This window comes from Streptomyces sp. NPDC048411 (genome assembly GCF_040704695.1).
Taxonomy (GTDB): Bacteria; Actinomycetota; Actinomycetes; order Streptomycetales; family Streptomycetaceae; genus Streptomyces.
This window is the reverse complement of record NZ_JBEZKL010000010.1, coordinates 57,272-76,096: the sequence shown is the minus strand read 5'-3', so window position 1 is coordinate 76,096 and position 18,825 is coordinate 57,272. Positions and strand designations below refer to the sequence as shown.

Here is an 18,825-nt window from a genome sequence, read left to right as displayed (position 1 = left end):
GCCACCCAAAGGGCTCACGGCGTAGCTCCAATGCACATTTTCCCGATGGCGCCGAGTCGCATTCCGGTTAACGGTGGATCACGTCGCAACTGCGTCACCTTGAGTCGACAGCCCGTCACTCATCGCAGTCGCGTCGAAAGGAATGTGTTCAGATGCGCTCTGCCCGCACACTGTTCGCTTCGGCCGCGATCACCGCGGTCCTCGCCATCACCACTCCTGCTGCCCATGCCATCACCCTGACCGATGGCTGGGACGGCGGTTCCTCCTCCAGCAGCGACGACCACGGCGACCGCGGCGACGAGCACGGCAAGAAGGGCCACCACGGCGACCGCGACGACGAGCACGGCAAGAAGGGCCACCACGGCGAGAAGGGCGACCGCGAAGACGACCGCGGTGACGAGCACGGCGACCGCGAAGACGACCACGGCGACGAGCACGGCGACCGCGAAGACGACCACGGCAAGAAGGGCCACCACGGCGAGAAGGGCAGCTGGGGCGAGAAGGGCGACCACGGCGAGAAGGGCAGCTGGGGCGAGAAGGGCGACCACGGCGAGAAGGGCAGCTGGGGCGGCAAGGGCGACAAGCCCAGCGGTGGCGTCCGCACCGGTGGCGGCGCCATGGCCATGACGGTGGCCAAGGAGTGGCAGCCCGGCAACGACTCCGGCGACGGCAGCGACGAGGGCGGCGACGAGAGCTCCTGGGGCGACGGCGACTGGACCGACGGCGACAAGGGCGACCACGGCGACGAGGGCGACAAGGGCGACAAGGGCGACGAGGGCGACGAGGGCGACCACGGCGACAAGGGCGACAAGGGCGAGAAGGGCCACCACGGCGAGAAGGGCGGCTGGGGCGAGAAGGGCGACAAGGGCGAAAAGGGCCACCACGGCGAGAAGGGCGGCTGGGGCGAGAAGGGCGACAAGGGCGAAAAGGGCGGCTGGGGCCACGGCAGCAAGGGCGAAAAGGGCGGCTACGGCAGCAAGCCCAGCGGTGGCGTCCACACCGGTGGCGGCGCCATGGCCATGACGGTGGCCAAGGAGTGGCAGCCCGGCAACGACTCCGGCGACGGCGGCGGCAACGAAGGCGGCCAGGGCGGCGACGAAGGCGGCCAGGGCGGCGACGAGGGCGGCTACGGCGGCAGCAAGGGCGAAAAGGGCGGCTACGGCCAAGGCGACAAGCCCCGCGGCGGCGTCCACACCGGAGGCGGCGGGACCGCGGTGACCGGTGGCGGTCTGGCTGCCGGTTCGGCATTGCTCATCGGTGGGCTCGGCGTCGGCGCATACAAGATGCGCCGCCGTCAGGCCACGGGCGGCGCGGTGGCCTGAACGAACTGAACCGCTGATCTCGCGCAGCTGTCGCGGTCGCCGTCCCCCGGGGCGGCGGTCGCGGCGGCTGCGTTTCCCCGGTTCCGCCGGCTGACCGAGCACCAACTGACTGATGCCACACAGAAGAAGGACAGAAGAAAGGCACGCTCCCATGGCCGCCTCGCAGTCGCCCGATTCCACCCCCTCCCGGCCCGGCTCCCCCGCCATCGGCCGCGCCCTGCTCTGGCCCGCAGCAGCGACAGGGCTGGGCCTGCTCCTGATCTACAACTCCCTCGGCGTCTCGGACGACAACAAGCCGTTGACCACCCCCGCGGTGCTCGCACCCGCCGTCCCCGGGCCCGGCGTTCCCGGAGCCCCGGCAGCCGCCCCCTCGGCCCCCGTCACCCCCTCGGCCCCCGTCACCCCCTCGGCCTCCGCTTCCCGCCAGGGGCTGTCCATGCCCCACTCCGAGCCGAAGCGGCTCCGGATCCCGACGATCGCCGTCGACGCCCCCTTCACCCGCCTGTCGATCGGCCCGACCGGACAGCTCAACGCCCCGCCCCCCAACGACAAGAACCTGGTGGGCTGGTTCAAGGACGGCGCGACGCCGGGTGAGCCCGGCGCGTCCATCGTCGCAGGTCACGTCGATACGACGACCGGCCCGGCGGTGTTCCTGCAGCTTCGGTTCCTGAAACCGGGCGCCACGGTCGACATCACGCGGGCGGACGGCAGCGTCGCCTCGTTCAAGGTCGACTCGGTGGAGACCTTCAGCAAGGCGAACTTCCCCGACAAGCGGGTGTACGCCGACACCCCGTCCGCCCAGCTCCGCCTGATCACGTGCGGCGGCAATTACGACAGGAAGGCCAAGGACTACAAGGACAACGTGGTGGTGTTCGCCCATCTCGACAAGGAGACGCGCGCCTGAAACGCGCGGCCTCTCAGCCGGCGTTCTCCGTCCGTTCCAACTCCTTGAAGAAGTGATGGCGGGTGTGGCCGCCCGGGAGCCCACCGCCGCTGCCGGTCTCCAGGTAGCCCTGTCGGCGGTAGAAGCCGGGCGCCTGGAAGGACATCGACGAGACGATCACGGAGGTACAGCCGCGCGCCAGAGCCTCCTCCTCGGCGGCGCGCACCAGTCGGGCGCCCCACCCCTCGTGACGCCGGTCGGCCCGCACCCACACCTCGGAGATCCCGGCGCACCCGCCCCAGGTCCAGCCGACCAGCCCCGCCACCAGGTCACCCACGTCGTCGGTGACCCGCACCGAGAGGCCCCGGTCGTCGTGGGCGCCCGTCGCATGGTTGTTGAAGGCGGTCAGCTCTTCGCTCAGCCGGGCGGAGAGCTCCGTGTCCTCCGTACCGACGCGCAGGTTCACGCCCGCGCTCCGTCCAGTCGTCATGAAGCAGGAGTGTGCCAGCTCCACCGATCCTGCGAAAACGGAATTTCTCCAGATCAGCAAGGCGCCGAAGGCTGCCGCACGCCCGGGGCGGACGCTACAGCCAGCCCTTCTCGCTCGCGACGCGCACCGCTTCCGCCCGGTTGCGTGCCGCCGTCTTCTGGATCGCCGTGGACAGGTAGTTGCGGACCGTGCCCTGCGAGAGATGGAGGGCTGTGGCGATCTCCGCGTTGGTGGAACCGTCGGCCGCCGTGCGCAGCACGTCGCGTTCGCGCTCGGTCAGTGGGCTCGCGCCGTCGGCAAGAGCGGCGGCCGCCAGGGTCGGATCGATGACGCGTTCGCCGGCGAGCACCTTCCGTACCGCTATCGCGAGTTGGGACGCCGGGGCGTCCTTCACCAGGAACGCGTCCGCGCCCGACTCCATCGCCCGGCGCAGGTAGCCGGGGCGGCCGAACGTCGTGACGACGACGACCTTCACGGCCGGGAGCTCCCGGCGCAGCACGCCCGCCGCTTCGATGCCGGTCATGCCCGGCATCTCGATGTCGAGGAGGGCGACATCGACGTCATTCTCGCGGGCCGCCGCGAGGACCTCGTCACCGCGGGCGACCTGAGCCACCACCTCGATGTCGGGTTCCAGGCCGAGCAGCGCCGCGAGGGCCTCGCGCACCATGGACTGGTCCTCGGCAAGGAGGAGTCTGATCATGCTCATTCACCGGATCCTAGAGCGGATCCGAGCGGAACACTCAGGGTGAGGGTGAAGCCTTTGCCGGAAACGGAGCTGGTGGCCCGGGTGGTCAGCGTGCCGTCGACAGTGGCGAGTCGTTCGCTGATGCCGGTGAGGCCGTTGCCCGGCTTCGTTCCGGAGTCGCCCCGGCCGTCGTCCTCCACCGTGAGTTCGAGGACCCGGCCGTCGAGCGTCTGCCGGGGGGTGAGCGTGACCGCGCAGCGGCGGGCGCCGCTGTGGCGTACGACATTGGTGACGGCTTCCCGCAGCGCCCAGGCGAGGACCTCCTCCGGCTTCTCGGGGAGCTCGGCGGGGGCGTCCGCCGGGATGTCGGCGATGATGCCCGCGGCGGCGAGTGCGGTACGGGCCCCGGCCAGTTCGCCGGGGAGGGTGGGACGCCGGTAGCCGGTGACCGCACTGCGGACGTCCACCAGCGCCTGGCGGCTGACCTGTTCGATGTCGGCGACCTGGAGCGCCGCCTGGTCGGGGCGGTCGGGAAGCATCCGCCCCGCCAGCTCGCTCTTGAGCGTGATCAGGGAGAGGGAGTGGCCGAGCAGGTCGTGAAGATCGCGGGCGAGCCGCAGCCGCTCCTCGTTGGCGGCGAGCTGGGCGACGGTGGCGCGGGCCTCGCGCAGCTCGATCGTCGTGCGGATCATCTGCCGTACGCCGGTCATGGCGAACCCGCCGAGCAGAGCGGGGAAGACCAGGGCGGTGATGACATCGCGCGGATGGTCGCTGGTCAGGCCGATGCCGACGAGTACGGCGGTGACGACGGGGATCAGCCAGCCGGCGGTCCGCAGGGGCAGCGTGGCCCCGACGGTGACGGAGACGTACACGAAGAGGACCAGCCACGGGATGCCCAGCGTCAGGGAGAGAACGGCTGCCAGGGCGCCGAGGAAGGCGACCGTCGCCCCGACCCGGCGGCGGTCCAGCGCCTTCGAGGTGTGGCGGAAGACCAGGACCAGGTACGTCCCGACGAAGACCAGCAGGCTGAGGGCGCCCAGCGCGGCGGCCCACGGGGTGTGGTTGCCGTCGATGAGGTCCTTGACCGGGGCGCTCATGAACGCGAGCCAGACGCCGATCCAGAGCAGCTTGACGCCCACCTGACGGCGGTTGGTCGGCGGGCGCCCGATCCCCACGAACGTCTCGTCGCCGTTCACGCCTTCAGGGTGTCCTTCCGGTAGAGCCAGGCCGCGCCGCCCGCGAAGAGAAGGAAGTAGGCGCAGAGGATGGCGACGTCCTTGGCATGCGGCGAGCCGCCCATCTCGACTGCCTGCCCAAGTGCAGCGTACGCGTGTGTGGGCAGCCACTCGGAAATGTTCTGGAGCCACTGCGGGAAGGTCGCGCTCGGCATCCACAGGCCGCCGAGGATCGACAGACCGAAATAGATGATCATGGTGATCGGGCGGACCGCGTCCCCGCTGGCGAGGTAACCGATGGCGACCCCGAGCGCGGCGAAGACCAGCGATCCGGCCCAGATGACCCCGATCAGCGCGAACCACTGCCAGGTCTCCATCCGTACGTGCTTGACGACGGCGGCGACCAGGAACACGACCACGATGCACGGCAGGGTGACCATCGCGGCACTGGCGATCTTCGCCAGGACGTAGCCGCGGCTGGGCAGCGGAGTGAGGCGCAGCTGGCGGACCCAGCCCTTCTCGCGCTCCTTGGCGATGCGCTCGCTGTTACCCATGAGGACGGCGGTCAGCGCGCCGAAGGAGGCCATCGAGACCATGAAGAACGCCTGCATGGTCAGATCGGTGTGCGGGACCTTGTCGGTGGTGTTCCGGGTGCCGGAGATCAGCAGGTAGATGAACGACGGATAGATGATCGAGAAGAACATGAACTTCTTGTTCCGCAGGGTGCGGGTCACTTCGAGTTTGATGAGCGCCCACGAGAAGAAATTCAGCATGCGGTCCTGGCCTCCTCGGCCTCGGTGATGGCGACGAAGGCCTGCTCCAGGCCGAGTCCTGCGACTTCGAGTTCGCGCGGGTAGAGGCCGAGTGCGTAGACCGCGTGGACGGTCGCGTCGGCGTTGTGCGACTGGATACGGACCCGGTTGCCGCTGACGTCGAGCGCGGACAGGAACGGCAGGCCGCGCAGGGCCGATTCATCGACCGCGCCCTCCAGTTCGAACGAGACCCGGCGGGCTCCGGCCTTCGCCTTGATCTCGGCGGCGGTGCCGTCGGTGAGGAGCCGGCCCTTGTGGAGGACGAGCACGCGGTCGGCGATCGCGTCGGCCTCCTCGAGGTAGTGGGTGGCGAACAGGACGGTACGGCCCTGCTCGGCCTGTTCCCGCATGGTGGCCCAGAACGCCTGGCGGGCGGTGACGTCCATGCCGGTGGTCGGCTCGTCGAGGACGATCAGGTCACTGGCCCCGGCGGTGGCGAGCGCGAACCGTACGCGCTGCTCCTGGCCGCCGGAGAGCTTGTTGACCATCCGGTCGGCGATCGACGCGATGCCCGCGCGGGCCAGCACATCGCCGACCGGGTACGACCGCGGGTGCAGATCGCAGACGAGCCGGACGAGCTCCTCGACGGTGACGTCCTCCATCAGGCCGCCGGTCTGCAGCATCGCGCCGACCCGGCCCTTGGCGATCGCCTCCTGCGGGGACGCGCCGAAGAGCCGGACCGTGCCGGAGTCCGCGGTGCGCAGGCCGAGGAGCAGGTCGAGAGTGGAGGACTTGCCGGCGCCGTTGGGCCCCAGGAGCGCCACGGTCTCGCCGGGGTGCAGGTCGAGGGTGAGCCCGTCGACGGCGCGTACGTCTCCGTACGTCTTGCTGACCTGGTCGAAGCTGACCACTGCGGCGTGCGCGGTGGTGGCTTCGGTGGCTGTCGTTGTCATGCGCACAGCCTGGCGGAGCGGGGTGTCCGTCCGGCAGGGTCACGGGTCGTGAATCGGGGATGACAGATGTCATGCCCCACGCATGACGCCGCCCCCCGGGACGGGGGACGGCGTCATGCGGATCCGCGCTTCGGTGGTGCTATCCGTTGCCGTCGAGGGCGATGGTGGCGGTGCGCTCGGCGGGGGTTTTGCCGAGCAGCGCGGTCTGCATGGCGTGTGCCACGTCGTCCGCACTGAGCTGGTGCTTCTTGCCGTCACCCTTGGTGATCATGATGCCGTCGAAGACGCCGTCACAGAGGGTGTCGATCGCGGTCTTGTCGTAGACCTCGACCAGCCGGCCGTTGACCGCCTTCATGGAGAGGATCTGCGGCAGCGACTTTGCCGGTCCGAACTGGATCTGCTTGGACCCCGCCTTGATCGTGATCAGGCCGGACATCGCGGGTTTCGCGAAGTCCTTCATCGCCCGGTCCAGTTCGGCCTGGGCGATGGTGGGCTGGCGGGTGGTGACGGGCAGTTGGACCGTGGCCGGCTTGCCCGTCTGCACCTGGGCGCGGTACGCGTCCCGCACCGAGATCATCGACCTGTTGACGTCCAGCGTCTTGCCCACCTTGCCGGGGACCGCGACGGCCCTGCCCGGCTCGAACTTGATCGTGCCGTCGTTGGCGGAGCCGGACACTCCCGCCAGGTCCGTCAGCGCGACCCCGAGCTTCTCCTCGTCGACCGGGATCACCGGGTCGGCCTTGCGCTCGGCGCCGAAGAGGGAGCCGATCACCGAGACCGGGTTGTAGTCGCTGCCCGCGGCGCCGCGCACGGTCTCCACGCTGTCCAGCGTGAGACCGGCCTTCTCCGGGGCGAGCTTCTCGTTCTTGCCGTCGACGGAGAGCTGGAGAGGGGTCTTGGCGCGCTCGCCGAGAGCCGTGTCCAGCTTGGCGACGGCCTGCTCCTTCGTGCCGCCGCCGATGTCGACGCCGAGGACGGTGGTGCCCTTGGGAACCTCGGAGTGGTTCATCAACAGCCCCGCGCCGTAGGCGACACCGGCCAGGACAACGACGCCCGCGCCGAGCAGGACCGGCTTCGAGCGGCCCTTCTTCTTCGCGGGGGCCGGGGCAGGACGGGCGGGGGAGGGCGTCCGGGCGGCGGAGCCGCCCGGTCCCGCCGGGCCGCGGCCCATCGGGTCGTTCGGGATCCGGGGCGACAGGTCGGCGCGCGGACCGGGACCCCCCGGGCCGCCCGCGTTCGAGAACGGGGACGGGGCGGACGCCGAGCGGTGCTCCGGCGGGACGACAGGGATACCGCTGTTGAGCGTATCCCCCGAGACATGGCCGCCGGGGCCGGGCCGTGCGAACTGCGGTGTGAGGACGGCCGTGTCGTCGGACATCCGCGGGGGTACGCCACCGGGGGCGCCGGGAGCGGACGGTCCGCCGGGACGCGCCTGGCCTGCACCCGGACCTGCCGGGCCGGAACCGGGGCCGGGGCCGTCCGGTCCGCCGAGGCGGGGAGTCAGGGACGAGGTGCCGGTGACCGGGCCGGTCGTCGGGCCGGACGGGCCCGGCGTACGCACGCCGGGATTCGGCGTGGCGCGCGGCCCGCCCGGGACCGCGGAGTCGTCGCCGGGGCGGGGTGCGCCCTGGTCGCCGGTGCGCTGCGGGCCGTCCGAGAAGTTCGGCAGATCGGCGCGCGGCGGGGTGGGAGCACCGGACCCGGCCCCCCCGCCCGCACCGGCGGATCCGGCAGCGGCGGCACTGCCGGCCGGGCCGGCCGCAGCGTCGACCACCGACGTGTTCGTCGGTGCCTTGCGCGGGGCGAACCAGTCGCTGCCGCTCTTCTCCCTGGCCGGCTTCTCGGCGCTCGGCTCCGCGCTCGCGGAGCCATCTCTCACGTCGGTGGCCGGTCCGCCCGACGCACCCGGCCCGCCCGACGCACCGGGCGCACCGCCGGACGCGGGTGCTCCTGGGCGCGGCGTGCTGCCCGTGCGCTCATGCGTGGCGTCCGTGTCGGCGTCGTTCATCGGCGTACGCATCACGACCGGCGGGATGGGCCGCGAGCCGGGGATGTTGATCCGGATACGCGTCGTCAGCGTCGTTTCGGTCCTCGGCTCTTCGGACTGAGGCTGATCCGCAGGCTCCGGGGTCTCCTCCGGGGCGTCCTGCGAAGGGTGCAGCGACGGATACTGGCGTGATCCGTACGGCGGCGTACCCGAGGGATACGCGGCTCCCCCGCGCCCCTTGGCGCCGGTGGACGAACTGTCAGTTTCACGACTCAAAGCAGGTTCTCCCGATTGGCTCCGCCGCCCGTACTTCCCCCATGCCGCAGGCCAGGGGACGGCTCGGCGCGCGAACCACCATACTGGCCGCCACCGACAGACACCCCGCGACCGGGGGAAACGACGGTGCGCCTCCCGGATGGACAGGGGGCATTACGGGATCGGACGTGGCACATTACTTGCCAGGTCGGCCGTTGTCGGCGCCCTGTTGGGGCGACCGCGACATGGTGGCACACATCACAGCGACGGCCATCCCTCCCAGCATGAAGAGGGTGAGCCCCAGTTCGTCTCCGAAGACGTAGTCGCCCTCCGGCCGTCCGCCGAGCAGAACGATGACCGAAATCAGCCAGCCCGCGGCGGGCGCGAGGGCGCCGATCTGGGTCCCGATGAGCAGTCGGCCCCCGTAGAACAGTCCGGCGCAGGCCACCAGTGCGAGCAGCAAACCGCCCGGGAACCAGGCGGCTTGGACCAACGCTCCCGCGAGCCCGACGAGCGCACCGAGGACCGCGAGGCCCAGATAGGCCCCGATGCGGCCTGGGTTCAGGGGTGCGGCGAGACCGGTGGGCGCGTGCTCCCGCGGCGGGGTGCCGGTGCGGGGCCGGCGCTGCTTGCCGCTGCTCATGACCGTGCTCCCGACTCAGCCCCTGGCACGTCCTCCGCACCCGATGCGCCCGGTACGCCTGCGAAGAGATCGTATTCCCGTGCGCCCGCGGGCGCTCCGGACGGTCCGCGTACCAACTCGTAGTACTCGGTGGTGAACACGGGCTGACCCAGATCGTTCGAGAGGGCGAAGAACGGGCCGTCCACGGCGATCTGGGTGCGGTGTGCCCGCATCGCAGCCGTCTTGGCCCCCGCGTGGGCGGTACCGTCGATCTCCGTGGTGATCCGCATGTCGTTCACCACACCCGGTACGTCGTCGATCGCGGCGATCCCCGGGAAGGCCTCGGGAGCCGTCGAGCGCAGCCGCGCGAAGGCCTGTTCGGCGACGGAGCGCGGCACCCGGTTCCAGTAGATCTTGTCGATGGCGTGCGGGGCGCCGAGTCCGCCGCGGTACGCGGGGTCGGCTGCCAGGTCCGCGGCGCGCATCGCGACGCGGTGCGCCTGGATGTGGTCGGGGTGCCCGTACCCGCCGTCGGGGTCGTACGTGACGAGGACCTGCGGGCGTACCGAGCGGATCACCTCCACGAGGTACCCGGCAGCCTCGTCCACGTCCGTGTTCCAGAAGGCGCCGGGGCGGTGATTCTGCTCGGCACCCATCATTCCGGAGTCGCGGAACCGTCCGGGTCCGCCGAGGAAACGGTGGTCGGTGACCCCGAGCTCCTTCATCGCGGCAGCGAGTTCACCGGTGCGGTGGTCGCCCAGGGTGTCGTCCCGGCCGGCCACGAGATGGGCGAGTTCGGCCGGGATGACCTCGCCCTCCTCGCCGCGCGTGCAGGTCACCAGAGTGACCCGGGCACCCCGGGCCGCGTACAGGGCCATGGTGGCAGCATTGTTGATCGACTCGTCGTCGGGGTGCGCATGCACCAGGAGCAGACGACGGGCGGGAAGGTCCGTCATGGGACCCACCCTACGAGCCGACTGCCCTGCGGGCCGACCACGGAGGGGCCGGAGCCCGTCGTGGCCATGTCTGCCGGGCCCCGCGCGCCCGGCATGATCATGATTCCGAAGGGGCCCCGGATCAGAACCTGATGTCGCCGATCATGCCGGCCACATTCGTGGTCAGCTCCGAGATGGTGGGCGCCATGGACGAACTCGCGAGATAGAAACCGAGCAGCATGCAGACCACCGCATGTCCGCCCTTCAGTCCGGCTTTCCGGATCAGCAGGAAGACGACGATCGCCAGCAGCACCACCGCCGAAATCGAGAGTGCCACGGCGGTTCACCTCCATCAGTACGGTCGGGACGGGCAGCACACATGGAGCCAGCAGGTTCATACCCACCGAGCGCTATGGATCATAACTATCCGTGCCATCGCATTGATCGGGGCACAGCAGCACGAGGGGCGCACGACCGGACGGTCGGGCGCTGTATCCGGTTCCGTGGTTCCCGCTCCGATCAGGCCCTAGGGTTCGGGGGTATGACTTCGCAGAAGCTCTCGTTTCCCCGTCAGCACGCCAGAACACAGCGGTTCACCCTCGGTGCTCCGCGGGCGTTCACCGTCTCACCGGACGGGGAGCGGGTGATCTTCCTGCGGTCGGCCTCCGGCACGGACCGCACCAACCGGCTGTGGGTGCTGGACCTGGCGGACGGTTCCACGCCGAAGGAGCGGCTCGTCGCCGACCCCGAGGCGCTGCTGGGCGGTTCGGCGGAGAAGCTGTCCCCGCAGGAGCGGGCGCGGCGCGAGCGAAGCCGCGAGGGGTCTGCGGGGATCGTCGGCTATGCGGTCGACTCCGCAGCCGAGTTGGCGGCGTTCGCGCTCTCCGGAAAGGTGTACGTCGCCGAGTTGAGGGCCGGGACGGCGCGCGCGCTGCCGGTGCCGGGCCCGGTGCTGGACCCGCGTCCGTCGCCCGACGGGCGCCATGTCGCGTACGTGTCGAAGGGCGCATTGCGCGTCGTCGGGGCGGAGGGTGACGGGGACCGGGCGCTCGCGGAGCCGGAGGACGCACACATCTCGTACGGTCTCGCGGAGTTCATCGCGGCCGAGGAGATGCAGCGCTCGCGCGGCTTCTGGTGGTCGCCGGAGTCGGACCGGCTGCTGGTGGCAAGGGTCGACGACAGTGCGGTGAAGCGGTGGTGGATCGCCGACCCGGCACACCCCGACCGCAAGCCCGCCGAGGTCGCGTACCCGGCGGCGGGGACGCCCAACGCGGAGGTACGGCTTCTGGTGACGGACCTGGACGGGGCCCGTACCGAGGTGGTGTGGGACCGGGCCCGGTATCCGTATCTGGCGCAGGTGCACTGGTCGTCGGACGGCGCCCCGCTGATCCTGGTGCAGGCCCGTGACCAGCGCAGTCAGCTCTTCCTGGCGGTGGACACGGAGAGCGGTGCGACGCGCACGGTTCACGTCGACGAGGACCCGGTGTGGCTGGACCTGTTCCCCGGGGTGCCCGCGTGGGCGCCGGACGGGCGGCTCGTGCGGATCGTGGACGAGGGCGGGGCGCGAGTCCTCGCGGTCGGCGACCGGCCGCTGACCGGGGCGCAGTTGCAGATCCAGGCGGTCCTGGACATCGGTGAGTCGGACGTCCTGGTGTCGGCTTCGGCGGGCGAGGACGCGGCGGAGCCGGAGATCGGGCAGAGCCATGTCTACCGGGTCAATGAGCTGGGCGTGGAGCGGCTCTCCGAGGGGGCGGGGGTGCACTCCGCGGTCCGGGCGGGCGAGGTGACCGTGCTGGTCTCGGCGTCGCCGGAGCGGCCCGGCACGGAGGTGCGGGTGCTCCGGAGCGGCAAGCGGGTCGCGACGGTCGCGAACCACGCGGAGGAGCCGGTTCTGACGGCCCGGGTGCAGTTCGCCGAGGGGGGCGCACGGCGGATTCCGTGCGCCGTGCTGCTCCCCACCGGCTATCAGGAGTCGGACGGTCCGCTTCCGGTCCTGATGGATCCGTACGGTGGACCGCACGGGCGGCGGGTCCTCGCCGCCCATAATCCGCACCTGACGTCGCAGTGGTTCGCCGATCAGGGCTTCGCGGTCGTCGTCGCGGACGGCCGGGGCGCACCGGGGCGCTCACCCGGCTGGGAGAAGGCGGTCAAGAACAATTTCGCCCTCAGCCTCGACGACCAGGTGGACGCGCTGCACGCGCTCGCCGGAAGGTTCCCGCTGGATCTCTCCAGGGTGGCGATCCGCGGCTGGTCGTACGGCGGATACCTGGCGGCCATGGCCGCGCTCCGGCGGCCGGACGTCTTCCATGCGGCAGTGGTGGGTGCGCCGGTGACCGACCTGCGGCTGTACGACACGCACTACACCGAGCGCTATCTCGGCGATCCGGCCGAGCAGCCCGAGGTGTACGCGTACAACTCGCTCCTCACCGACGACGGGCTGTCCGAGGCCGCGGACCAGGTCCGGCCGATGATGATCATCCACGGGCTGGCGGACGACAACGTGGTGGTCGCGCACTCGCTGCGGCTGTCGTCGGCGCTGCTCTCGGCCGGGCGGCCGCATGAGGTGCTGCCGCTGAGCGGGGTCACGCACATGACTCCGCAGGAGCAGGTTGCGGAGAATCTGCTGCTGTTGCAGGTGGACTTCCTGAAGCGGGCACTGGGGCTGGACAGGTAGGCGGGCGCTCCGTCCTCGGTCTCCCCCGCGCTCAAAGGCCCGGGGGAGACTCTCGACGCCTTCCGACGGCCGGGCGGGCCTACCAGCCCGGTGGGGGCTGGGAGGGCGGCGGGGGCGCGCCTCCGGACGAGGGCGCCGGCCCGTCGCCCTTGCCCATGCCGTCGTCGGGTACAGCCGGCTCACCGGACCCGCCCGGCTCCTCCGGCGGCACCAGCTGCTTCTCCTCCGCGAAATGGCACGCCGAATCGTGTGCTGCCGCAGTGTCCGTCAGGCGGAAGGCGGCCGGGACCGCGAGCAGCGGCACCTCCACTGCGCACCGCTTCTGCGCCTTCCAGCAGCGGGTACGGAAACGGCAGCCGGACGGTGGGTTGGCCGGGGACGGCACGTCGCCGTGCAGGATGATCCGCTCGCGGTACTCGCGCGCCATCGGGTCAGGCACCGGCACCGCGGACAGCAGAGCCTGGGTGTACGGGTGCGTGGGGTGATCGTAGATCTGCTCGTCCGTACCGATCTCTGCGAGCCTGCCCAGATACATCACACCCACCCGGTCGGAGATGTGCCGGACGATCGAGAGGTCGTGCGCGATGAAGACGTAACTCAGGTTGAACTCCGCCTGCAGCCGGTCGAGCAGGTTGATGACCTGGGCCTGTACGGAGACGTCGAGGGCCGAGACCGGTTCGTCGGCGACGATGATCTCGGGGTTCAGGGCCAGCCCGCGGGCGATGCCGATGCGCTGGCGCTGGCCGCCGGAGAACTGGTGCGGATAGCGGTTGATGTACTCCGGGTTGAGGCCGACGACATCGAGCAGGTCCTGCACCTTGCGCCGCCGCGCGCCCTTGGGCGCGACCTCGGGGTGGATCTCGTACGGCTCCCCGATGATGTCGCCGACCGTCATCCGCGGGTTGAGCGAGGTGTACGGGTCCTGGAACACCATCTGGATGTTGCGCCGCACGGCCTTCAGCGCACGCCCGGACAGCTTGGTGATGTCCTCGCCCTTGTACTTGATCGCGCCGGACGTCGGCTGTTCCAGATGGACGAGCATCTTGGCGACGGTCGACTTGCCGCAGCCGGACTCCCCCACGATGCCGAGGGTCTCGCCCGCGGCCAGCTCGAACGAGACACCGTCGACCGCCTTGACCGCGCCGACCTGCTTCTTGAACAGGACGCCCTGGGTCAGAGGATAGTGCTTGACGAGGTCGATGACCTCCAGAATGGGTTCGCCGCCCGTGCGAATGCCTCCCTGTTCAGCGCGCATCGAGCGTCTCCCTCCAGAAGTAGCAGGCGCTCTCGCGGTGTTCGGCCACCTCGAACAGCGGCGGCACCTCGCCTCGGCAGATCTCCTGGGCCATCGGGCAGCGCGGGTTGAAGGCGCAGCCGGGCGGGATGCGCAGCAGGTTGGGCGGCAGCCCCTTGATGGCGTACAGCTCCTGGCCCTTCTGGTCCAGCCGCGGAATCGACTGGAGCAGGCCCTTGGTGTACGGGTGGGCGGGCGCCTTGTAGATCTCGTGGACAGGGGCCGACTCGACGATCCGGCCCGCGTACATCACGGCGATGTAGTCGGCGACATCGGCGACCACGCCCAGGTCGTGGGTGATCAGGATGAGGCCCATCTTGAGCTCGCGCTGGAGCTCGGCGAGGAGGTCCATCACCTGGGCCTGGACGGTCACATCGAGGGCGGTGGTGGGTTCGTCCGCGATGATCAGCGACGGTTCCAGCGCCAGCGCCATGGCGATCATGATGCGCTGGCGCATACCGCCGGAGAACTGGTGCGGGTAGTTCCCGGCCCGTTCCTTCGCGGCGGGGATGCGGACCCGGTCCATCAGCTCGATGGCCTTCAGCCTGGCGTCCTTGCGGGACGCCCCGCGGTGCACCACGAACATCTCGCCGAGCTGTTCCCCCACGCTGAGCACCGGGTTGAGGGAGGACAGGGCGTCCTGGAAGATCATGGCCATCTGCTGACCGCGGACCTTCCGGCGCTCCTCCGCCTTCAGTTTCAGCAGATCGCGGCCCTTGAAGACGATCTCGCCACCGCTGATCTTCCCCGGCGGCATGTCGAGGATCCCCATGATCGCCTGCGCGGTGACCGACTTGCCGGAGCCGGACTCGCCAAGCACGGCGAGCGTCTCGCCTTCGGCCACCGAGTAGTTGACCCCGTTGACAGCCTTGGCCACCCCGTCCCGGGTGTGGAACTCCACGTGCAGATCGCGCACTTCGAGCAACATCGCAGCGGGCTCCTCAGCGCAGCTTGGGGTCGAGGGCGTCGCGGACCGCGTCGCCGAGCATGATGAACGCGAGCACGGTGATCGCCAGCGCCCCGGCGGGCCAGAGCAGCATGTGCGGGGCGTTGCGGATGTACGGGGAGGCTGCGGAGATGTCGATGCCCCAGGAGACCGCCGGTGGTTTCAGTCCGACACCGAGGTACGAGAGGGTCGCCTCCAGCGAGATGTACGTACCGAGGGCGATGGTCGCGACGACGATGACCGGGGCGACGGCGTTCGGGGTGATGTGGCGAAGCATCATCCGGCTGTTGGAGGCGCCGAGCGCGCGGGCCGCCTGCACGTAGTCGTTCTGTTTGGCGGTGATGACCGAGCCGCGGGCGATACGGGCGACCTGCGGCCAGCCCAGCAGGACGATGAAGCCGATCACCGGCCAGACGGTGGAGCCGGTCACCACGGAGAGGAAGACCAGACCGCCGAGGACGACCGGGATACCGAAGAAGACGTCGGTGATACGGGAGAGGACCGAGTCCCACCAGCCGCCGAAGAAGCCGGCCAGCCCGCCCAGGATGCCGCCGAGGAGCGAGACCCCGAGGGTGGCGCAGACGCCGACGGTGACCGAGGCCCTGGCTCCGTAGACGGTCCGGGTGTAGACGTCGCAGCCCTGTCCGTCGAAGCCGAACGGATGGCCGGGCTGGGAGCCCTCCTGGGCCTTGCCCAGATCGCAGTTGAGGGGGTCCTGGTCCGCGATCAGCGACGGCCAGATCGAGATGATCACCAGGAAGAGGATGATCAGGGCGGAGATGATGAAGACCGGCTTGCGGCGCAGGTCGCGCCAGGCGTCCGACCAGAGACTGCGCGGCTTCTCCGCGGGTCCGGTCCCCTCGGGGCCGCCCGGGGTCTTCTCCAGCGTCTCCCCTTCCTCGATGGCAAGGCCCATCCCCGCACCCGCTCCTCCCGCGGAAATCGCTTCGTCCGGCGTCTGCTCAGGCATAGCGGATCCTCGGGTCGAGGACGGCGTACAGGAGGTCGACGGCCAGGTTGGCCGCCAGGAAGACGAGGACCAGGATGGTGACGAACCCGACGACGGTCTGGGAGTTCTGGCGCAGGATGCCCTGGTAGAGCTGGTAGCCGACGCCGTGGATGTTGAAGATGCGCTCGGTGACGATCGCCCCTCCCATCAGGGCGCCCACGTCCGTACCGATGAAGGTGACGACGGGGATCAGCGAGTTGCGCAGCAGGTGCCGGACGACGACCCGGCGCCTGGGGAGACCCTTGGCGACGGCGGTACGGACATAGTCGGCGCGGGCATTCTCGGCGATCGAGGTGCGGGTGAGCCGGGTGACGTACGCCAGGGAGACGGAGGCGAGAACGAGTCCGGGGACGAGCAGCTCGTTGACCGGTGCCTCCGGGGAGACGGACGGCTTGATGATGCCCCACTGGACGCCGAGGAGGAGCTGGAGCAGCAGACCGGTGACGAACGTCGGGATGGAGATCACGACGAGGGTCAGGATCAGCACGGTGGTGTCGACGGGCCGGCCGCGCCGCAGGCCGGTGACGACGCCGAGGCTGATGCCGATGACGATCTCGAAGACGATCGCGACGATGGTGAGCCTGAGGGTGATGGGGAAGGCGGTGGCCATCAGCTCGGTGACCTTCTGGCCGTTGAACGCGGTGCCGAAGTCGCCGGTGAAGACATTGCCCATGTAGGTGACGTACTGCTGCCAGACCGGCTTATCGAGGCCGAAGTCCGCGCGGAGTCGGGCGGCGGTCGCAGGATCGCACTGGCGCTCGCCGCAGAGACCCGCAATGGGGTCACCCATCACGTTCACCATGAGGAAGATCAACAGCGTGGTGCCGAAGAAGACCGGGATCATCTGCAGCAGCCGCCGGATCACATAACGTCCCATGAGGGGCTCCGGGGGTCGCGGGGACAGTTGCTCGGGATGGGGAAGCCGGGTGGCTGGTGCGGGGTGTGCACCGGCCACCCGGCTTCCGGGTCCTACTTGACCGTGATCCGCTCGTACACCGGGACGCTGAACTGGTTCAGCGAGACGTTGGTGACCCGGTCCGAGTAGCCGGCGCTGCCGTTCTGGTACCAGAGCGGGATGACGGGCATCTGTTCGGCGAGGACCCTCTCCGCGTCCTGGAACGTGGAGACGGCCTTGGCCTTGTCGGACTCGGCGTTGGCCTTGTCGATCAGGGAGTCGAACTGCTTGCTGCTCCACTTGCCGTCGTTGGACGAGGCGTTCGTGTAATAGGTCGGCTGCAGGAAGTTCTGGATCAGCGGGTAGTCCATCTGCCAGCCCGCACGCCAGGGGCCGGTCAGCTTCTGCTGGGAGACCTGGCTGCGGAAGTCGGCGAAGGTGCCGATTGGGGCGCCGACGCAGGCTTTGTTGTTGCCCAGCGCGTTGTTGATGCTGTTGCAGACGGCGTCGACCCACTCCTTGTGCGAGCCGGTGTCCGCGTTGTACGAGATCTTCAGCTGGCCGCCGGGGATCCCGCCGCCCTCCTGGACCAGCTTCTTGGCGTCCGCCGCGTTGTACTCGCACGGGGCACCGCAGAGCCCCTTCTTGAAGCCGCCCTCCTCGCCGAGGACCGGGGAGGTCCAGTCGGAGGCGGGAGTGCGGGTCTTCTGGAAGATCTGGCTGGTGATCTGGTCCCGGTTGATCGCCCTCGACAGGCCCTGCCGGACCTTGATGCCTCCGGGGGTGTCCCACTTCTTGTCGTAGAAGGGGAAGGCGATCGTCTGGATGATGCCGGCCGGGGCGTTGATGTAGCGGCCGCCGAGGTCCGCCTTGACGTTCTTCAGCTGCGCGGCCGGCACGTCGTCGACGAGGTCGAGATTGCCCGCGACCAGGTCGGTGTAGGCGGTGTTGTTGTCCGTGTAGACCTTGAGGTCGATGCCGCCGTTCTGCGCCTTGTCGTCCCCGGGGTAACCGTCCCACTTGCGCAGGCTCATCGAGGAGCCCTTGGTGTACGTCTCGATGGTGTACGGGCCGTTGCCGACGGGCTTGGACAGCCAGGCGGCGTGGTCGGTGAAGAAGCTCTTCGGCAGGGGCGCGAAGGCCGGGTAGCCGAGGGTGTCCGGCCAGAGCGAGAACTTCTGCGACAGCTTGACGGTGAAGGTCCTGGGGTCGACGACCTTGAGGCCGGAGAGCGTGGCCGCGGAGGACGTGCCGGTGTTCGGGTGGACCTTGTCGTAGCCGTCGATGTAGCCGAAGAAGTAGGCGTTCTTCTGGTTGTTCTTCAGCAGGGCACCGTAGTTCCAGGCGTCCACGAAAGAGTTCGCCGTGATCTTCTCGCCGTTGCTGAAGGTCCAGCCGTCCTTCAATGTGATGGTGAAGTTCTGCGAGTCGGGAGACTCGATCTTTTCGGCCAGCATGTTCGTGGCCGCACCGGTCTTCGGGTCGTATTTCTTCAGCCCCCGGAAGACCATGTCGAGGACTTTGCCGCCCTGCACCTCATTGGTGTTGGCGGGCTCCAGCGGGTTCTGCGGGTCACCCCAGGAGGAGCTCACCATCCCATGGGCGCCGCCACCCCCGCCGCCACCGCCGCCCCCGCCGCAGGCCGTCGCCATCACGGCGACGGCAACCGCGCAGGCGGCCCACTTGGCTTGCGTGGCTCCGCGCATGGAAAGCCTCCTCATCGGTCCTCATTGCACGTAGCGCCAAATATCACCTCATCAAAAGATCAACGCATCAGCACGACAGCCGTCTGTGTTGCCCCGTCACCGGAACGGCCGCAGCAACCCGGTCGAAGTCCGGACCTGGACAGACGCCTGCCCAGGCTGCCCGGAGCGACTGCGCGGGCACACGACAGGGCGCCCGGAACGGTGTTCCGGGCGCCCTGTCGATGTATGCCTGTCGAGGCAGG

17 protein-coding genes are annotated in these 18,825 nt (G+C 69.8%); 3 read left to right on the top strand and 14 right to left on the bottom strand.

Features of this window, described 5'->3' with window-relative positions:
• Positions 1 to 152 precede the first annotated feature (152 nt).
• Together AB0915_RS06325 and AB0915_RS06320 are read left to right on the top strand one after the other, a co-directional pair.
• The gene (locus tag AB0915_RS06325; RefSeq protein ID WP_366689954.1) at positions 153 to 1,322 is read left to right on the top strand and encodes a hypothetical protein; all 1,170 of its coding nucleotides are present in this window, start codon (positions 153 to 155) and stop codon (positions 1,320 to 1,322) included.
• Positions 1,323 to 1,473: 151 nt separating this feature from the next.
• The gene (locus AB0915_RS06320; protein ID WP_366689953.1) at positions 1,474 to 2,226 is read left to right on the top strand and encodes a class F sortase; all 753 of its coding nucleotides are present in this window, start codon (positions 1,474 to 1,476) and stop codon (positions 2,224 to 2,226) included.
• 13 nt (positions 2,227 to 2,239) lie between these two features.
• Here the strand turns inward: AB0915_RS06320 and AB0915_RS06315 are convergent, their stop codons facing one another.
• From AB0915_RS06315 to AB0915_RS06275, 9 genes are all read right to left on the bottom strand, one after another.
• On the bottom strand, positions 2,240 to 2,695 hold the full coding sequence (locus AB0915_RS06315; protein WP_366689952.1) for a GNAT family N-acetyltransferase: 456 nt from the start codon (positions 2,693 to 2,695) through the stop codon (positions 2,240 to 2,242).
• Positions 2,696 to 2,789: 94 nt separating this feature from the next.
• Positions 2,790 to 3,401: a response regulator transcription factor gene (locus AB0915_RS06310; protein ID WP_366689951.1), complete on the bottom strand. Its 612-nt coding sequence runs from the start codon at positions 3,399 to 3,401 to the stop codon at positions 2,790 to 2,792.
• Positions 3,398 to 4,576 carry a sensor histidine kinase gene (locus AB0915_RS06305; RefSeq protein WP_366689950.1) on the bottom strand — a complete coding sequence of 393 codons (1,179 nt, stop codon included), beginning with the start codon at positions 4,574 to 4,576 and terminating at the stop codon, positions 3,398 to 3,400. Before AB0915_RS06305 ends, AB0915_RS06310 begins: the two co-directional genes overlap by 4 nt.
• The gene (locus AB0915_RS06300; RefSeq protein WP_366689949.1) at positions 4,573 to 5,328 is read right to left on the bottom strand and encodes an ABC transporter permease; all 756 of its coding nucleotides are present in this window, start codon (positions 5,326 to 5,328) and stop codon (positions 4,573 to 4,575) included. The genes AB0915_RS06305 and AB0915_RS06300 overlap by 4 nt, the downstream gene beginning before the upstream one ends.
• Positions 5,322 to 6,260, bottom strand: coding sequence for an ABC transporter ATP-binding protein (locus AB0915_RS06295; protein WP_366689948.1), 939 nt, complete (start codon positions 6,258 to 6,260; stop codon positions 5,322 to 5,324). The genes AB0915_RS06300 and AB0915_RS06295 overlap by 7 nt, the downstream gene beginning before the upstream one ends.
• Before the next feature lie 139 nt (positions 6,261 to 6,399).
• Positions 6,400 to 8,523: a hypothetical protein gene (locus AB0915_RS06290; protein ID WP_366689947.1), complete on the bottom strand. Its 2,124-nt coding sequence runs from the start codon at positions 8,521 to 8,523 to the stop codon at positions 6,400 to 6,402.
• A 175-nt stretch (positions 8,524 to 8,698) separates the two neighbouring features.
• Positions 8,699 to 9,145, bottom strand: a complete 447-nt coding sequence (locus AB0915_RS06285; protein WP_366689946.1) for a DUF6113 family protein — start codon at positions 9,143 to 9,145, stop codon at positions 8,699 to 8,701.
• Positions 9,142 to 10,080 (bottom strand): N-acetyl-1-D-myo-inositol-2-amino-2-deoxy-alpha-D-glucopyranoside deacetylase, encoded by a 939-nt coding sequence (gene mshB, locus AB0915_RS06280; RefSeq protein WP_366689945.1) that lies wholly within the window; start codon positions 10,078 to 10,080, stop codon positions 9,142 to 9,144. The genes AB0915_RS06285 and mshB overlap by 4 nt, the downstream gene beginning before the upstream one ends.
• 121 nt (positions 10,081 to 10,201) lie before the next feature.
• On the bottom strand, positions 10,202 to 10,396 hold the full coding sequence (locus tag AB0915_RS06275; protein WP_358861943.1) for a hypothetical protein: 195 nt from the start codon (positions 10,394 to 10,396) through the stop codon (positions 10,202 to 10,204).
• A 204-nt stretch (positions 10,397 to 10,600) separates the two neighbouring features.
• On the opposite strand from AB0915_RS06275, the gene AB0915_RS06270 reads away from it, so the two are divergent.
• Positions 10,601 to 12,733, top strand: a complete 2,133-nt coding sequence (locus tag AB0915_RS06270) for an alpha/beta fold hydrolase (RefSeq protein WP_366689944.1) — start codon at positions 10,601 to 10,603, stop codon at positions 12,731 to 12,733.
• 79 nt (positions 12,734 to 12,812) lie between these two features.
• Here the strand turns inward: AB0915_RS06270 and AB0915_RS06265 are convergent, their stop codons facing one another.
• From AB0915_RS06265 to AB0915_RS06245, 5 genes are all read right to left on the bottom strand, one after another.
• Positions 12,813 to 13,988, bottom strand: coding sequence for a dipeptide ABC transporter ATP-binding protein (locus AB0915_RS06265; RefSeq protein WP_366689943.1), 1,176 nt, complete (start codon positions 13,986 to 13,988; stop codon positions 12,813 to 12,815).
• Positions 13,978 to 14,955, bottom strand: coding sequence for an ABC transporter ATP-binding protein (locus AB0915_RS06260; RefSeq protein ID WP_366689942.1), 978 nt, complete (start codon positions 14,953 to 14,955; stop codon positions 13,978 to 13,980). The genes AB0915_RS06265 and AB0915_RS06260 overlap by 11 nt, the downstream gene beginning before the upstream one ends.
• A 13-nt stretch (positions 14,956 to 14,968) precedes the next feature.
• Complete coding sequence (locus AB0915_RS06255; protein WP_366689941.1) at positions 14,969 to 15,943, bottom strand: ABC transporter permease; 975 nt, start codon at positions 15,941 to 15,943, stop codon at positions 14,969 to 14,971.
• The gene (locus AB0915_RS06250) at positions 15,936 to 16,859 is read right to left on the bottom strand and encodes an ABC transporter permease (RefSeq protein WP_366689940.1); all 924 of its coding nucleotides are present in this window, start codon (positions 16,857 to 16,859) and stop codon (positions 15,936 to 15,938) included. Before AB0915_RS06250 ends, AB0915_RS06255 begins: the two co-directional genes overlap by 8 nt.
• Before the next feature lie 92 nt (positions 16,860 to 16,951).
• Positions 16,952 to 18,583, bottom strand: coding sequence for an ABC transporter substrate-binding protein (locus AB0915_RS06245; protein WP_366689939.1), 1,632 nt, complete (start codon positions 18,581 to 18,583; stop codon positions 16,952 to 16,954).
• Positions 18,584 to 18,825: the final 242 nt, after the last annotated feature.

Excerpts from the sequence above, each read along its gene's own strand:
- AB0915_RS06310 (WP_366689951.1), bottom strand. The coding sequence starts at position 3,401 with ATGAGCATGATCAGACTCCTCCTTGCCGAGGACCAGTCCATGGTGCGC.
- AB0915_RS06295 (WP_366689948.1), bottom strand. The coding sequence starts at position 6,260 with ATGACAACGACAGCCACCGAAGCCACCACCGCGCACGCCGCAGTGGTC.
- AB0915_RS06255 (WP_366689941.1), bottom strand. The coding sequence starts at position 15,943 with ATGCCTGAGCAGACGCCGGACGAAGCGATTTCCGCGGGAGGAGCGGGT.
- AB0915_RS06325 (WP_366689954.1), top strand. The coding sequence starts at position 153 with ATGCGCTCTGCCCGCACACTGTTCGCTTCGGCCGCGATCACCGCGGTC.
- AB0915_RS06285 (WP_366689946.1), bottom strand. The coding sequence starts at position 9,145 with ATGAGCAGCGGCAAGCAGCGCCGGCCCCGCACCGGCACCCCGCCGCGG.
- AB0915_RS06245 (WP_366689939.1), bottom strand. The coding sequence starts at position 18,583 with ATGCGCGGAGCCACGCAAGCCAAGTGGGCCGCCTGCGCGGTTGCCGTC.
- AB0915_RS06300 (WP_366689949.1), bottom strand. The coding sequence starts at position 5,328 with ATGCTGAATTTCTTCTCGTGGGCGCTCATCAAACTCGAAGTGACCCGC.
- AB0915_RS06250 (WP_366689940.1), bottom strand. The coding sequence starts at position 16,859 with ATGGGACGTTATGTGATCCGGCGGCTGCTGCAGATGATCCCGGTCTTC.
- AB0915_RS06265 (WP_366689943.1), bottom strand. The coding sequence starts at position 13,988 with ATGCGCGCTGAACAGGGAGGCATTCGCACGGGCGGCGAACCCATTCTG.
- mshB (WP_366689945.1), bottom strand. The coding sequence starts at position 10,080 with ATGACGGACCTTCCCGCCCGTCGTCTGCTCCTGGTGCATGCGCACCCC.
- AB0915_RS06315 (WP_366689952.1), bottom strand. The coding sequence starts at position 2,695 with ATGACGACTGGACGGAGCGCGGGCGTGAACCTGCGCGTCGGTACGGAG.
- AB0915_RS06320 (WP_366689953.1), top strand. The coding sequence starts at position 1,474 with ATGGCCGCCTCGCAGTCGCCCGATTCCACCCCCTCCCGGCCCGGCTCC.
- AB0915_RS06260 (WP_366689942.1), bottom strand. The coding sequence starts at position 14,955 with ATGTTGCTCGAAGTGCGCGATCTGCACGTGGAGTTCCACACCCGGGAC.
- AB0915_RS06270 (WP_366689944.1), top strand. The coding sequence starts at position 10,601 with ATGACTTCGCAGAAGCTCTCGTTTCCCCGTCAGCACGCCAGAACACAG.